General features: G+C 69.7%; 16 protein-coding genes. All 16 read right to left on the bottom strand.

Annotation, left to right across the window (positions count from 1 at the left end):
• Positions 1–5: 5 nt before the first annotated feature.
• On the bottom strand, positions 6–2009 hold the full coding sequence (locus C9F11_RS43240) for a hypothetical protein (protein ID WP_346347493.1): 2004 nt from the start codon (positions 2007–2009) through the stop codon (positions 6–8).
• A gap of 350 nt (positions 2010–2359) precedes the next feature.
• A complete protein-coding gene (locus C9F11_RS43235; protein WP_138967799.1) occupies positions 2360–2689 on the bottom strand; it encodes a helix-turn-helix transcriptional regulator in 330 nt (109 codons plus the stop codon).
• Positions 2690–2703: 14 nt separating this feature from the next.
• Positions 2704–3831, bottom strand: coding sequence for a site-specific integrase (locus C9F11_RS43230; RefSeq protein ID WP_138967797.1), 1128 nt, complete (start codon positions 3829–3831; stop codon positions 2704–2706).
• A gap of 83 nt (positions 3832–3914) precedes the next feature.
• Positions 3915–4757 carry a hypothetical protein gene (locus tag C9F11_RS43225; protein WP_138967795.1) on the bottom strand — a complete coding sequence of 281 codons (843 nt, stop codon included), beginning with the start codon at positions 4755–4757 and terminating at the stop codon, positions 3915–3917.
• 2 nt (positions 4758–4759) lie between these two features.
• Positions 4760–5203, bottom strand: a complete 444-nt coding sequence (locus tag C9F11_RS43220; RefSeq protein ID WP_138967794.1) for a hypothetical protein — start codon at positions 5201–5203, stop codon at positions 4760–4762.
• Between the two features lie 92 nt (positions 5204–5295).
• On the bottom strand, positions 5296–5604 hold the full coding sequence (locus C9F11_RS43215; protein WP_138967793.1) for a hypothetical protein: 309 nt from the start codon (positions 5602–5604) through the stop codon (positions 5296–5298).
• Positions 5605–6089: 485 nt separating this feature from the next.
• Complete coding sequence (locus C9F11_RS43210; RefSeq protein ID WP_138967792.1) at positions 6090–6545, bottom strand: hypothetical protein; 456 nt, start codon at positions 6543–6545, stop codon at positions 6090–6092.
• A gap of 216 nt (positions 6546–6761) precedes the next feature.
• Positions 6762–7934, bottom strand: a complete 1173-nt coding sequence (locus tag C9F11_RS43205) for an RNA ligase (protein ID WP_138967791.1) — start codon at positions 7932–7934, stop codon at positions 6762–6764.
• A 221-nt stretch (positions 7935–8155) separates the two neighbouring features.
• Complete coding sequence (locus tag C9F11_RS43200) at positions 8156–8593, bottom strand: hypothetical protein (protein WP_138967789.1); 438 nt, start codon at positions 8591–8593, stop codon at positions 8156–8158.
• A gap of 196 nt (positions 8594–8789) precedes the next feature.
• Positions 8790–9662, bottom strand: a complete 873-nt coding sequence (locus C9F11_RS43195; RefSeq protein ID WP_138967787.1) for a hypothetical protein — start codon at positions 9660–9662, stop codon at positions 8790–8792.
• A gap of 78 nt (positions 9663–9740) precedes the next feature.
• On the bottom strand, positions 9741–10448 hold the full coding sequence (locus C9F11_RS43190; RefSeq protein WP_138967785.1) for a hypothetical protein: 708 nt from the start codon (positions 10446–10448) through the stop codon (positions 9741–9743).
• 1 nt (position 10449) lies between these two features.
• Positions 10450–10743, bottom strand: coding sequence for a hypothetical protein (locus C9F11_RS43185; RefSeq protein WP_138967783.1), 294 nt, complete (start codon positions 10741–10743; stop codon positions 10450–10452).
• A 142-nt stretch (positions 10744–10885) separates the two neighbouring features.
• Positions 10886–11767, bottom strand: a complete 882-nt coding sequence (locus tag C9F11_RS43180; RefSeq protein ID WP_138967781.1) for an N-6 DNA methylase — start codon at positions 11765–11767, stop codon at positions 10886–10888.
• A complete protein-coding gene (locus C9F11_RS47865) occupies positions 11764–12810 on the bottom strand; it encodes an N-6 DNA methylase (protein WP_171076182.1) in 1047 nt (348 codons plus the stop codon). The genes C9F11_RS43180 and C9F11_RS47865 overlap by 4 nt, the downstream gene beginning before the upstream one ends.
• A gap of 65 nt (positions 12811–12875) precedes the next feature.
• A complete protein-coding gene (locus C9F11_RS43170; RefSeq protein ID WP_138967779.1) occupies positions 12876–13544 on the bottom strand; it encodes a hypothetical protein in 669 nt (222 codons plus the stop codon).
• A 124-nt stretch (positions 13545–13668) separates the two neighbouring features.
• Positions 13669–14484, bottom strand: coding sequence for a YgjP-like metallopeptidase domain-containing protein (locus tag C9F11_RS43165; RefSeq protein WP_171076181.1), 816 nt, complete (start codon positions 14482–14484; stop codon positions 13669–13671).
• Positions 14485–14567 lie beyond the last annotated feature (83 nt).

Raw genomic sequence — 14567 nt, 5'->3', positions numbered from 1 at the left:
CGAGCTCACCGCGGCAGCTTCGCTGTCCGCTCGGGGTGTGCGGCCTTGACGTAGCGCATCGCCGTCCGCTCGGTGATTCCGAACAGACGCATCAGCTTGAGGGGATCGGCGGTCTCCAGAGCCTCGTTGAGGATGCGGTCCTGACGCAGGCCCTCCGGCGTCACCCCCTTCGGGAGGACCAGACGGAGCATGCCCGGATGCACGGCCGGGTGGTCGGGATCGACCGCGGTCTTCTGGCTGACCAGCAGGTGGGGGTTGGTGGACGTCGGCCACCGCTGGTACCGGTACGTCAGCCAGTCGGCGGCGAGTTGGTGCGTGAACTGCTCGAGGTACAGGGTGTGCCGCAGGAAACCGCGGCGTACTTCGAGGGTGCCGCGGGACAGGTCGAGGGCCTCCGTCCGCAGGGCCCGGATGTCGGATCCGGGCAGGGCATGGACGGCGACCAGCGCGATGACGAACTTCCCGAACGGCGTCGGGGCCTGATCGAGCAGGCCGGCCAGGAGGTCGGAGGGCACGGATCTCGGGAGGCCCTCAATGTCGCCGACCGGCAGATCGCGGGCGGGATTGAGGAAGATCACCCGCTCCCGCTTCAGGGCCCGGAACAGGCTGCGCAAGGCGATAGCAAGCCCTCGGCGTGCATAGCCCGACAAGTTCTCCACGGCCGACTTCGTGTCGGTCGACGTGACTTCTCGCAGCGTGACCATGCCGGATGCGACCCACCCAGTGAGGACCGGCTGGAGGGCGCCGAGATAGCGGCGGATCCCCTCGTAACTGCGTGGCTCGTTTTCGCGGGGGCCCTGACTACGTAGCAGTGTCACCCAAGTGGCGACCTCGCTCGCCATGCGTTCCGGCAGGGCGGCCACGGTGTCCTCGATCCACACCTGATGTGGGTCCCGGTGCAAGGCGGGATCCTCCACCAGCAGATCTCGATCGCGCAGGAACTGGCAGACCGGCTTGGCCGCGAGGTTGACATCGATCCGCGCAAGGTCGTACACGTCACGCTCGTGGATCACCGCGTCGGCGCCGAGCCAGTACAGAAGGATCGTGAGCGTGCGGGTGTTCTTCTTGTAGTCCGGCCGCTGCCCCGGCCGTGCCTGGGTGAACTCCTCGACCATGCGGCGGGCGGCTTCGGTCAGCGGCGGCTCGCCGGTAGGCGCGCTCCGCAGCCGCTGCAGCACCGGTGCCCAGTCCCGCCGGATCGTGAACAGCGCCCGCTGACCGCGGCTCATGTGCAGTGCTGGCCGTCGCTCGTCGTAGTCCGGCACTTCGGGGTCGCCGACCGGGAACGCCTCGAACGGCCCGCCCTTGCCGGTCGGGAGCGAGATCACCAGCTGCGTGAACCGCCGGGTGGCGGGGCGGGCTTCGTCGAGGAGCCGGTAGGGGTGGCAGCTGCGGCAGCGATCGTCGCGCAGCGCCAGGCCGTCGCGGCCACAGCGGCAGCACCGCCCCCGCCGGTTCCGCTCCCGCCAGTGCCGGCACGGATCGCAGACGAACCCTGCCCGTCGGCCGGCGGGAATCCAGGCGTCGCAGTCCGAGCACTGGCGTGGCGCCGGGGGCGGCAGCGGCGGCGGAGCGGTGATGTACGGGGTGTTCGTCAGCTGGTTCGTCCTAGAGAAGCGCAGGGGCTCGGGCGCCTCGTCCAGAAGACCGGTCCGCAGCAGGATCAGGCGGACCGCGTCCCCGTTGCCCGGCAGGTCCCGCAGCATCGCCTCGGGAAGGCCCTCGGCGCCCTCTGCCTCACGCACGGCCAGGGCCAGGCGGACCATCTCGCCGATCTTGCAGCGCCAGGCCACGGTCAACCGGTGCTCAGCCTGCATCGCCTCGATCACCGGCCGGGCATCCTCCCACCCGGCGACCGTCCGATCGGCGATTGCTGTGGCTGTGGCGTCGCTCAGCACCCGTGGCACCGTGAAGAGCGGGATCTGGCCCTGGACCTGCGGCTCCAGCACCAGCGGACCGGCAGGGACGGCACGTTGCTGGCGGAGCTTGGTCCACCATTCCTTGCCCACGCTCAAGCCGTTCTTGGTGGGGCGGCGCAGGGGTCGAGACGACACCGAAAGGTCGCCGTACGTACCGCCGACCGTGAGCTGGACCGGCCGCGGCCGCGCCTCCTCCAGTCCCAGAGCCCACTCGGCGTCCTCCTCGAGACGGATCGCTACGAGGCACGGCTTGCACAGGCCGTCCGTATTGAGGTGCGCCTCGTGCCGGCACCGCGGGCACACCCCGCGCTCGGGGTACCTCCGCACCCAGGTCCGGCACCCGCCGCACACGCGGTACCAGTGCACCACCAGCCACCCCAGGCACACCGGGCAGCTCCGCGCCAGGCCCTCGCCACGATTCACCGCCACCGGCCAGCCCCTCAGCTCGGCGGAAGCGAACGCGGACCCGCACCACGACGGCCCCGGGGCACGGGCCGAACCGGGCCTGCCGACGGCTGTTCCTCGGCGCCGACCGCGCGCTGCCCGACTTCCGACGTGGCCTGGCCCGCCGCGAGAGGCTCGGCCTGCATCAGTTCGGCGACCGTGCAGTTCAGCGCGGCGCACATCTTGTCCAGGTCATCGAGGCGCACCGTGACCGGCGTGCCGTTCCACAGCGCGGCCACCTTGCTCAGCGACGGGTTGAACCCGACTTGCTGAAAGGCGGCGAGCACCTCGGTCGGCCGCCACAGATCCCGCTGGGCGGCCACCATCCGTAGATTCCACTTCACCGAAGGTTCCCCTTGTCCATCACCAGTCGCTCGGCGGCCCGGGAGCTCGCCGCCAGATTCGCGAGCTCCGGGTCAGCGTGCGCAGTCGCCATGTACCGAAGTGTCGTAGTTGCCCAGTCGTGTCCGAGGACCTTCTGGATCTCCCAAAGTGTCATCCCACGCTCATAGTTGTGGGTCGCGCAGGCATGGCGCAGCAGGTGCGGAAAGAGGTCGTTGACCGGGCCCGTCAGGTAGTTGGCTGCGGCGGCGTGCAGCGCCTTCTGGAACGTCGACGCCACGATCGCCGGCGCGATCGGCACGTTCAGGTCGGCGATCGCCTTCGACTTTCGCTCCGAGGGCCACAGTGGCGCCCGCGGGTGCTCTGCGTCGTCGCCGAACTCGCCCCGGATCTCCTCGATGTACCACCACAACAGGGCACGCCCCTCCTGGAAGAGGTACGCCTCCCGCGGCCGAGGCCCGGAACCGTGGGCACCTTTACCCAGGACGACGAAGCGGCCCCACTGGCCGTGCTCCCAGTGGATGTCGCCCAGGCACACCCCGCACAGCTCCGCTGCACGGACGCCGGAGAGGTAGGCGATCTTCGTCATCACGTAGTCGCGGCAGGCGACCGCATACTTCCTGGCGTTCGGCAGGTCCTCGCGCCACCGGCCGAAGAAGTCCTTCATCGCCGCCTGGGAGGGCGGGATGCGCAGCCCGAAGTCTCCGCGGTGGCGTGGCCGGTTGAACGGGTCGATCGGTGACTCGACGGCGGCCCCGAAGCGGCGCATGATCTCGCCGGCGTACCGCTGCTCCAGGAACGCGTAGTACGCGTCGATCTTTTTGATCTTGTTCCGGTGGGTCGACTGGGCCCGTTTTCCCGGCCCGGCGAAGTACCGGTCGACCTCGCGGGGCGTCAGATGCCACGGCACGGTGCCGTAGAACTCGCAGACCTCGATGACCGGCTTGATCAGCCCGTCGAGCGTCGTTGGAGCCAGTCCTGCAACGTCTCGCGCCCACTGGTACTCGGACAGCGTGTCGAGGAAGAAGCTCTCCTCGTCCTGCACCGAGATCCGCGCCTGGCGTCGGCGTTGGAGCGTGACCACGTCCGCGAGCCCGGTCTCCACCGATACGTCGGCCGGGTCCATCCCAGCCTTCGGATCCGCAGTCGGGCGCACGAGAGTCAGCACGTGACTTTCAGAATCTGACACAAGAACGCATATTACTGCGATCACTCGCAGATTATGCAAGTTACTGCTGAGATTCCACGCGCCGGATTCGGGGTGGCCGGCACCGTCATTGACCTGCTGAGATGCGGATTCTCAGGCTGTGAGTGCTCCAGACGAACCCGCTCGTACTCCACTATGCGGAACCTGCCCGCGCCCTCGGCCCGGGCCCGCTGCCAGCCGGCTTCGGTCAGGGCGCCACCCCAGACGTCCAGCGCGTCCCGCGTCGCCTCCCGTCCGCGGAGGATCTCTCGGCTCTGGTCCAGGCCGACGTAGCCGATGTCGGCGAGGGACTTCAGGGTCCGCAGGTTCACGAACTTGGGCAGTAGCCCGAGCGGGTCCTTGGCCCCTGCGAGGAGGGCACGGCGCTGGGCGGGGGTAATGCGGGGCGTGGAGGCTTTGGCCGTACGCGGCCGGTCCGGGGCGCCGGGCCGCGGAACATCGGACGAAGGCGATGTTCCTGTGGAGTTGTTTTGCGTGTGCTCGATGATCATCGTGTTCCTCGTGCGGGGGGCCAGTTGGGTGCTGGCCCAGCGGGCGGGCAGAGTGGTGTCGCCGTGGCCTTCGCGGCGCTGGTCTTCCAGGTCGGCGGCGCGGACCCGCCCGGCGTGCCACTGCTCGGCGATGTGGCCGCTCGGGCGTCGGCATCGCTGTCGGGGTGTGGCACTGCAGGTGGGGCAGGCCATGGAGGCCGGGCAGGTGTCGTTGATGTCCTGGCCGTCGCAGAAGGTGCAGGGCCGGGCGGTGGCGGGCAGCACACGCCCGGCGACATCGACGAGGAGACCCGCCGCGCGCCACGCGCGTTCCTGCGCTCTCGTCGACGGCGGGCCGACGCTCTGGCGGCTCACGTTCAGCTGCCCCGGGCTGCCGGGTGCGCGCGCACGAAGGACTCGCCCTCGGGCCAGATCGCGATGATCTGATGGTGGGACAGGAACTCTCGTGCGGCCGGGCCCGGCTCCGCTGTGAGCAGCAGCGCGCGGCGGGCCGACGGGAAGTGCTGCGCGCAGTCGCTGAGCACCCCGTGGGCGCTGATGAGCGCGTGGTAGTCGGAGCGGTGACTTGCCATCACCACTTCCCCGGCAGTCCTGTCGAAGAGGTCAGTGGAGGCCAGGGCGGGATACGTGACGACGCGGTGTCGCAGGACATGGTGTCCCTTGGCCGTCAGGTGGGCGAGGTAGGCGGTCAGGACCGCGTTCTCCGCGCGGTCAGCCTCCGCGCCGTTGGCTCGGCCGGGCTGAGGACGGGCAGGATCGGCAGGAGACAGGTTGACGATGCGTGGTCGGTCGGTGGTCATGGTGTGGGTACTTTCGGAGTCGGCGAGGGGGCGGAAGCGGCGCATCGGTCTGGAAAGGGAGAGCTGGTTGGGCCGCCGGGCGGGCGTGAGTCCTATCCGTGTTGGCAGTGCGAGTGGACGAGGAGCGCCCGGCGCGGGCCGTGGCAAGCAGGACGGGAACCGGCCGGGACCTCGCGGAGCGCGCGGACGGCGACGGGGCACGGAGAAGGGGTTGAGTCAGCGGCGCGCAGGATCGTCCAGTCCAGGCCCGGGGGCTGGTGCCCGTCGGGGAAGCCAGCCGCTGATCGTCGGGTGCCGTAGGCGCGGTTGTACGCGGTGAACTTGCGCGCGACGTAGGCCGAGCTGGGCCCGTTTCCGGGCTGAAGGAGCAAGGCGGGCAGCTGGTCCTCGATGCCTTCCATGTCCGCCTGCAGGCACCCCTCCGAGCAGTACGAGCCGGTGAAGACGGGCGGATCGACGGGCTTTCCGCACCAGGCGCAGCCGTGCGGTTCTGTCCGACGAAGGTTGGTCAGGTAGTCCCTACGGTGGGGGAGCGGAACGGCGGCGGGGTCGGGAGCGGAAGGCGGGTAGAGCATGATGTTCCAGTCAGGGGGGGAGGGCGTGCGTGCTCAGCTGCCGGTCGGGGCCTGCGACTGAGCGAGGCTCCTGGTGGGAGCGGTCGCCGCGGTCAGGCGGGGCGGACCATGCGCTGGGTGCGTACGGCCCCCGGCGCTCATCGCGCAGGCGGCTGAGATCGGGCAGCGCGTCGGGAGTGCCGGGACCGCACTGTTCGTACCCGTGGGGCCCGATGCGGGTGTAGAAGCCGTACTCGATGCACTCGGCATGCCCCGGCCACTGCCCTGTCCACGTACCCCGAGTTGCTAAAACTGTACTCAATGAAATTACATTACGCAATGCCTTTTGCGGTGTTCGCTACGTCGTCCCCGAGCTCGGTGCGGAACGGCACTCCGTCAGGCTTGGGCCTGCCGGCCTCGTCGCGCCGCTGGACCAACTGGAGGCGGACCAGCGCGTCTACCGTCGGCCACGGCACGGTCGGGCTCAGTCGGCCGTCTTGGTCCACCTCCTGGGACAGGGCCGTGAACTGCCCCTCGTTGAGGACCGCGCGGCGGCCCTTCACGGTGATGACGGACGGCCGTGACCGGCCGTCGCGGGCCGCGAGATCCTTGAGGGCGTCCTCCGCGGGCAGAACGTAGCCGTCGGCGTCGTTCCGGTACGCGTACCTCTCCATGAGGAAGAGGCGCAGCAGCTTCGGGCCGACCTTCGAGGGCAGGTGCCCGTCCGGGTCGGCGGAGGCCTTCCGCAGATGGGCGAGGGCGGTGTCGGACAGCTCTGTGAGTGCCATGTTCAGCTCCTACGGGGAACAGGGGTGGTCAGCGAAGGGTGAGTCGGGGGGGCATGGTGGCGGCGGACGCCGACACAGCCGTGGGGGATCTTGCATCCGGCGTTATGGGCCTGCCGCAGCGAGCTGTTGAGCGTCCGGTCCGGGAATTCTGCGTGCTCTCCGAGATACGGGCGCGTGAGGGCTGGCGGTGATTCGGGCCGGTTGGCCCGGAGGCGGTCAGTGGGTGGCCTGCGGCTTCAGCGCGCGCCAGACCACGAGGTCGGTACTCAGGCCGTCGAAACGCCGGAACGCACCGGAACGCACGGCAGGGGGCGCGGTACGTAGCGACTGGGCGAAGGCTCCGCGATCCCGCAGAGAGGCGTGGGCGCGGAAGGTGTCGTCGATCTGCTGGCGGAGCGTGGCCGCGCGTTGAGCGAAGTCGTTCAGGGTGCTGCGCACCCAGGGGTCGTACTCGTCCGGAACGCGGTTCAGCAGCGTCCGCAGCGGGTCTCCGTCGGCAAGCAGTTTTCGGATCTCGGCGCGGGGGAGGTCGAGCGCTTTGCCGAGCTCCGTCACACCGTGTCCGGCGTACAGCGACGCACCCTGGTGCTGCCAGATGCTCCGCGCGGTCACACCGCTCCGTAGCCGGTGCAGTTGCTTATAGGTGCCGTACTTGACCTTCACGCGCGGACCGTTGACGAAGTGGACCACGAAGCCCTCGGTGTCAATGCCGCGCGCCGTTCCCCCATCGGGGAGGATGTCTGAGCCGGTGAGCTGGACCAGTTGGTCCAGCGGCATCGTCGGCCATCGCCGCACCACCGAACCGACGGCCTTCCAGTGACCGGCGGCGTGGTCGAGGTCCAGCTCCGCCCCGTGCGCGTCGTGTGCCGCGAGCAGCACCAGGTCCTGCCGGTCTCCGTAGTCGACGACCACGCGGTTGTCCGGGTACACGATCTCAGCGATGTAGGTGTTGCCCGGCACCAGGGCGGAGGTGTCGCGCCCGGCGAGATAGCTCTGCGCCCAGCGGGCTTGGGGTGAGCCGAAGGCGGCGGTGGTGGCGGCGCGCCACTGCCCGCGCCAGAAGAAGATCAGGCCGAGTGATCCGTCGACCTTGTCGTAGATGTGGAAGGGGCCCGACGGAAGCGGCGGGGCGTAGTCGACCCCTCGTGTGTGGTCTGTGGTGTTGAAGAACTTCCGCAGCGGCCAGGCCACGACCGTACCGTCGGCGTCACTGACGACCAGTCCGCGACAGCGGGTGGTGACCTCGTTCCACGCGTGGTCGTACTGGCACGAGCGGGTGTAGGCGTACAGCGACAGGCCCAGGGCAGCATCGCGGGTGCGGGTGACGTGACCGGCGCCGATTGCCGCTGACAGCGCCTGAGGGCTGAACAGGGTGTCAAGTGTGGGCACAGTGAAGTCCTTTGAGGAGGCGAGAGCGGCGAAGTCACACTCTCGGGTATTACCGTACGGTGCAGATTTGAGTTACGCAATACCCCTTGTGGGGTCGGGGGTGCGAGCGTCACCAAGGCCGGGATATGCCGATGGCCGCGGAGTCCGGCCGCCGGCGGGCGTGCCGCAGGACGTACCCGCCAGCCCAGGCGGGATGGCGCAGACGCCCCGCTCCCCTCTTCCTACCTCCGATGCCGGTCTTTCGGCCGCAATGTCTTGGCCACGATCCCGCCGCGCCCGTCCCGGTACTGGGCGCGCATCACCGCGTCCGTCTCCGCGATGCCGCCCAGGTGGTACCAGAACCAGATCACGTACTCGGCGAGATCACCACGGACCGGGCCGCGCGAGTCGAGCTGCCGTGCCCCGGCCCACCGCTCACGGTCGACCTCCACGCGCTGGTGAAGCGCGAAGCGCACCCGGCCGTCCAACTGCATCGGACCCTGCGGCGGGGAGGGCAGTCCGAATACGTAGCCGTCGACGTCCAGCAGTTCCGGGATCTCCTGCGCGGCTGCACTCACGTACTGCTCGACCTGCCAGTAGGCATCGCCCACCTCACATCCGAAGTCGTCCGCATAGGACTCGGCCGACACATCCCACCAGGTCAGCACGACCACCTTCATCAGCCCTCATCTCCCGGAGGGCGGCCGGTATTCGTGCACGTCACTGTCTCCGGCCGCTCCAGAGCACGAACGGGCCGGGCGGGGCGGGCGCCCCGTGGGCTCAGTGACCGGACCCGCCGTCCGGGGCCGTGGCGCTCGGGGACCGGCGCAGGAAACGGCGCGGCGGGCGGGCAGCCCGCCGCGCCGTTTCCGGCCGTCACTTCTTCTCTGCCTGCGCCTTGGCGGCTTCGGGGCCGTGTCCCTGTTCCCATAGAAGGTGGCTGACTGTGGGGTGCGAACCGGGCTCGTAGTGGAAGTGCCACCTCAGGCCGTCCTGGTCCGTCACCCTGCGGCGTCCCGCGTTGCTCGGCGGCGGGTCCGGCAGTACCTGCTGGCTGCGGGCGAAAATCTCCGCGACGACGCGCTCTCCCGTCGAGCGGGTGAAGTTGATGCCGAGGACATCCCTGGCGAAGCGGAGCAGGACCAGCTTGGGAAACCGGATGGGCAGACCGTCCTGGAGCTGGAGGACCCAGGCCTTTTCCCTGGTTCGACTCCGGCTCGGCACTCCTGTCTTGACCTGTGCGTACGTCCGCTCGCGGTGGGCGGTGCTGTAGCCGATGACGAAAGAAGCATCGGCCGAGAGCATCAGGGTGAACCCCTCGTCGGCCTGCAGCAGCCAGGCATGCCAGGAGCCTCGCTCCAGATGCCGGTGCTCGCCGGTTGTGATGAGGTTCTCCAGCAGAGAGCGGATCTCGGTCTCCGCCGCCTGGGCGTCGCCGCCGTGCTTCTGGCGGTACTGGTCGATGGCGTGGCGGGTGACGTTCAGGTGAGGGTCGTGCGCGTCATCTGCTTCCAGCGGCAGCGGCTCGGGGGCATCGACGACCGACTGCCTGCCGCATCTGCGGGGAGCCGCGGCCTTCGGCTTCGGCCGCTGGGCGCGGTGGAAGCCCGCGCACGTTCCGCACCACTGGTCGCGGCGGTCGGTGAGACGACCACACGGGGTGCCGTCATGCTCGAAGCGCGCGCACGGCTTGCTGACGGTGCGTGCGGCGAGAGCGGCGGGGGTCGCGGTGGTCCTTCTGGTGTGCATGGTGGTCCTTGGTCCTGCGGGGTGAGAAGTGGTGCACGGCGAGCACGCCGCCTGTCCGGCCTCGGATGCCTGCGCCGACTACTCGGCGGGTCGGCCGTGGAGGCTGAACACCAGGTGATCGGACCCGAGTTCGTCGAGATACCGGTTAGCCCGGGCCAGGTAGCGGGCGCTTCCTGTCTCGTCGGCGTCGTCGGAGTTGAGGAATGCCGGATTGACGTGGAGGTCGCCGTGCTCCGTCAGCAGCAGGTCGCCGGGCACAGCCCGCTGCCGGGCGCGGCAGACGAACGCTTCCTGGTCCAGCGCGACGAGGGCGGCAGCCTCGGCGTCCTGGTGCCGCGCGAAGGGGACACCGATGTCGTGGAGGACCTGCAACTGCGGCTGGGCCAGGAACTCTTCCCGGGCCCGGTGGCGATTCTGAGGGTGGCGCTGGCCGAAGAGGCTGAAGGGGGATGCGGGAGCCATGGCGGCGGTGGCCGCCTCCCACGCGCCGTACAGACGCGCGGCCCGCTCGGCGTGTTCAGTACGCATCGCGCCGAAGTCCAGGAGGCCCCGGCGTGCGCCGCTGCAACGAGAGCGGCACGACGTCCGGGCCCGCTGGCTCTGGACCACCAGGCCGGACCCCTGCTGGGCCTCCGGCCGGAGGGCGAGATGAGTGTCGTAACGCCGCTCGATGCTCCAGCTGGCGATGTCGCCGGAGTGCGGGGCGAGAGCTGCGTCGATCTCTTCCGCCCACTGCTGGGGGTCGTCGAGGGGCGGAAGGCAGACGAGGAGGTGGCGGGCGCTCATATCAGTGCTCCGAGCCCTTGGTGGACTGCTTCCTGGGCGCGCGGCGGCGTCCGAAGTCCTGAGCCACGACGAAGTAGAGGCTGGACAGAATTGTGTACACACCGCTGCCGGGCCCGTGGCCGGGTCCTGTGAAGGCCGTAAGGACACCAGCACAGGCGAAGAGGCCGGACGCGGCGAGCAGCCAGCGGTTCGTCTTCGCCCGGCGGTGTCTGCTGGCGGCGACATTGACGGTCAGGGTGAGCAGCACCGCCGCGGAGGTGGCGGCGATGGCAACTGAGAGGGCGTGCGTGGTCATTGAGTTCGTACCTTGATGCAGAGGTTGAGAGGGCCCGGCCGTGGAGGATGCGCGGGACCGGGCGGGGATGGAGCGGCGAGCGCTGCCGATCGGCGCACTCAATCGCTAATAGAACTCTACATCTTAAAATTACATTACGCAATCACCTGTCGGGGGTGATGGCCGCATCGCGGTGAGCGGTGGCCGCGGCACGCTCGCGCTGAGCCTGCGCCAGGCCGCTGTCACCCGCGAGCGCATCCGAACAGGCGATCAGCACATCCGAACCCAACCGCCACAGCACACTGTTCGCACCCAGGACCGCGGCCGCGAGCGGATCGATCTCAGCGCCCACCCACCGAAACTGGGCCGGGTCCCGGCCCGTGCGGTGCAGCAGGCGGGCCTGCGCCCGCCACATGGCCCCCGACCCGGCGGCAGCCTCACCGAACACCGTGCCCGCCGGAAGGTCATCAGCGAAGTACTCGACCATATGGTCCGTGACCACGTCGGGTGTATGGAAGGCGCCGCGCGAGCCCTTCTCACCCCGGCTGCTCAGCTGCTGCATCAGCCGGCCCAGCAGGTCGGTGGCCAAGTACCGCTCGGGGTCGGCGCCGTACTCCAGAAGGCCTGCACGCAACAGGTGATGCGTCAGCTCGGTGACACTCGCGGCGGTCTGCCTCGGTGGATCGGCCAGCCACCGCCACAGCACATGGGCCCGCTCGACGAGGTAGGGCTGCTCCAACCACAGCTGCGCCCACATCTGCCGCAGCACCCGCACCAGATCATCAGGGCTGAGCGCGGCGAGGTCGTGAGCGTGCTCCGGGGCTTCGGCGTCGACGGCCGGGAGCAGCGCGAGCGCCGCGGTGGTGCCCAGCGGGACTTCCAGTGCCGAGCCGGAGGGCCACAGGGCGACGACCGTGCTGATAAGTCGCCGCGCGTGCTCCTGCGGGTCTTCGGGAAGGAACGCCTGGCGGGCGCGTGCTGAGGGCAGCCACGTCAGGTCCGGACGGGAGTCCGGATCATCGACGTGCTTCGTGGTGCCGGTCATGCGGCGCGCTCGCTGGTGACGGCACGGAGCAGCCGGTTGGCGCTGCTGGTGGCCGCGGTGAAGGCGGCGATCTTGCGGATCGAGTCACGGTGGGCCTGCATCGCCCGCTGATGGGCGAAGGCCTGGCGGCTCAAGTCACCCTCGGCCAGGCTGTCGCCCACCACGACGACGGCCCTGGGGCCCAGGTCCCAGACCACGGTGTTGACCGCCGCTCCGGCGGCGGCGATCGGGTCGAGCTCCTGCATGACCCACGTGTGCTTGTGCGGATCCACATCGCGTTCCCGAAGGGTTTGGGCCATGGAGCGGAATATGCCGCCGGTGCCCGCGGTCGGCTCGTTGAACGACTCGCCGCTCGCTCTGACGGCGCCCGGGTCCAGCAGCATGCGGGCCATCAAGTCCGCAATATCCGGGGGCGTGTGGTACTCACCGAGGCCCTTGCGTGAACTGCGGTGACGCAAGTTGGTAATCGTCCACGACATCAGGTCGATGTCGGAACGGAAATAGGGGTCGCTGTCGCCGGTGTACAGGAGCACGCCGGCCCGCAGTGCGGCCTGCGTGACGGCCGCGACACCGCGCAGCTCCTGACTGCCGAGGTCCTCCTCGGTCCAGCGGAAGAGCGGCGCCGCGACGTCCATGAGCTCGGGCCGCCGCATCCAGGTCGACGCGTACACCTCGGCGTAGCCCTGGACCAGGACGCGCGGAGGCTGCGCGGCGATGAAGCTGGAGAGGTGCCGGGCGCCAGCCGCGCCTCGCGTCTTGGTCGGCCACAGGGCCAGGGCCGCGACCACGCCTGCCGGGATGTCCATGCGGCTGCTGCCGCATGCCCTGTACCAGGCGTCAGCGACCGATTCGCCGAAGTCGGCGCCGTTGCGCCGGGAGATGAGGAACCGGGGCGGGTTGCTGACGCCTGTGTGCTTGATGCATCCCGGGTTGCTGCAGTTGCCGCTGCCGTGGTCGGCGGCGGGCGGAGCGGGATCGGGCTGCTGGGGCTGGGTGGAGCGGAGTGCGGCCGTGAGGCGGGCGGCGAGATCGGACTGGGGCATGGCTGTGGTGCTGTCTTTCGTGTGGTGCTGATCGAGGTGCCGAGGCGGCGTGGCGCGCTGCGGGATCAGTGCGGGTCGGCGGTGATCCGTGTGGCCGGAGCGACCGTCGGCCACACCGTGTCGCCGGGCGCGAGGCGGGCGCGCTCCCTGCTGAAGTGCCGCCGGGCTGCGAGCTCGGCGTGGTCCGCCTGGACGGCCGTGGTCTCGTAGGAGGACAGTCCGCTGGAGTAGAGGGCGTTGTAGAGGGCGTCGTAGGCGGCTGCGTCCTCATCGGGGGTGCGGAAGACGGCGAGAACCGCCATGCGGTGGCCGTGGTCGGCGAACGCGATGGTCCACGCGTCGAGAGTCTCGGGCGGATATCCGCTGGCCTGCGCCTCCTCCAGGGCGCGGGTGAACCGTGAGGGGTCGGTGGTCGTGTGCTCGCGCCAGGGCAGGGTGCCGTGGCCGAAGGCGTACTGGCCTGCCGCATCCGGTGTGCAGTGCTCGAGTACTGATGGGGGATGCCCGGGGCCGAGAACTTCAACGGCGTTGCTGGTGAACCGAATCACCGGGACGCCGGGCGATTCCGCGGGGGTGTCGTCGGCGATCTGCCGGGCGGTAGCGGCGGTGAAGCGCGGAAGGATCATTCCGTCGCGCCGGTGGCCGAGGACCTCGGCGGGATACGGGCCGCGGTGTTCGAGGGTGACCGAGGAGGGGAACCACTCGTGGCGGCTCCTGGGGAGCTGTGGATTCATGCTGGGGAGTCCTGCACGGATGAACGCGCGGCCTGACGGCACGCGGCGGGTATGGGAGAAGAGGCCCTGGCGGTATCGGAGACCAGCCCGGCCGACGAGTTAGACACTACGCGTCAGATTATATTTACGCAATACCCATTTCGGTGCCGAGCCAGAGGTACCGGAAGGCAGCCCGGAACGCGTCCTGCTGCGCCCGGGCGTCGGGCATCACACGCTGCAGCCGCGTCCGGAACTCGCTGCCATGCGACTGGCCGCGGGGGCGGGTCGCATGGACCAGCTCGTGCACCAGGACGTACTCCAGGAGCGAGGGCGGAAGCTGGAAGGCAGCCCAGTGCAGCGCCACTTCATGCGTGCGCGCACGGTAGTCGCCGCCGTACCTGCGGCCGAAGTCGCGCACCGCCAGCGCCGGCAGCGGACGCCGGCAACGAAGCCGGGACCAGGAGGCCGGTGCCGCGGCCTCAAGCCACGCGAGCCCTGCTCGTGAGTACCACTCGATGATCGGCCGCGCTCCGTTACGGGCGATGTCGCCGCGGTGGGCGATCAGGAAGCCGGTGCCGTTCTCCCCCCGCCGTAGCTGCACAGGGATGGGGGTGTCGACCAGGTGCAGCTGGATGCGTTCGCCGAGCCAGGAGAGTTCGCAGCCGTCCGCAAGGTGTTTGGCCGGGTGCTGCGGGCTCCGTTCGGCCATTCGCTGGGCGTCCGATTCCAGCCGCGCGGCGTTCTCCCGGATGAACTGCACGATGACGGGTGCCGTCGACGTCGGAAGGATGCGCACGACCCGTTGGCCGTCCCGCAGGGTGGTCAGTGCGTGCCGCTGTCGTCGATGGGAGACGACGACGCTGAACGTTCCGGGACTGAGGGTGCCGTCTGCCGTGATGGCTGCCGTGACTTCGTGGACCAGGGCGGCCTCGGCATCGTCCGGAGCGGTGGCCGGTGTCATGAAGGGTTCTCCTGTCGAAGGGGGAGGTGCGGTGGCGGATGGAGCGCCCTGCCGGCGCCGCGCTGGTGCGAGGACGTCTGCGG

Source organism: Streptomyces sp. YIM 121038 (assembly GCF_006088715.1).
Classification (GTDB): domain Bacteria; phylum Actinomycetota; class Actinomycetes; order Streptomycetales; family Streptomycetaceae; genus Streptomyces.
Note: the sequence above shows the minus strand (reverse complement) of the source record. Positions and strands in the feature narration are given on the sequence as shown.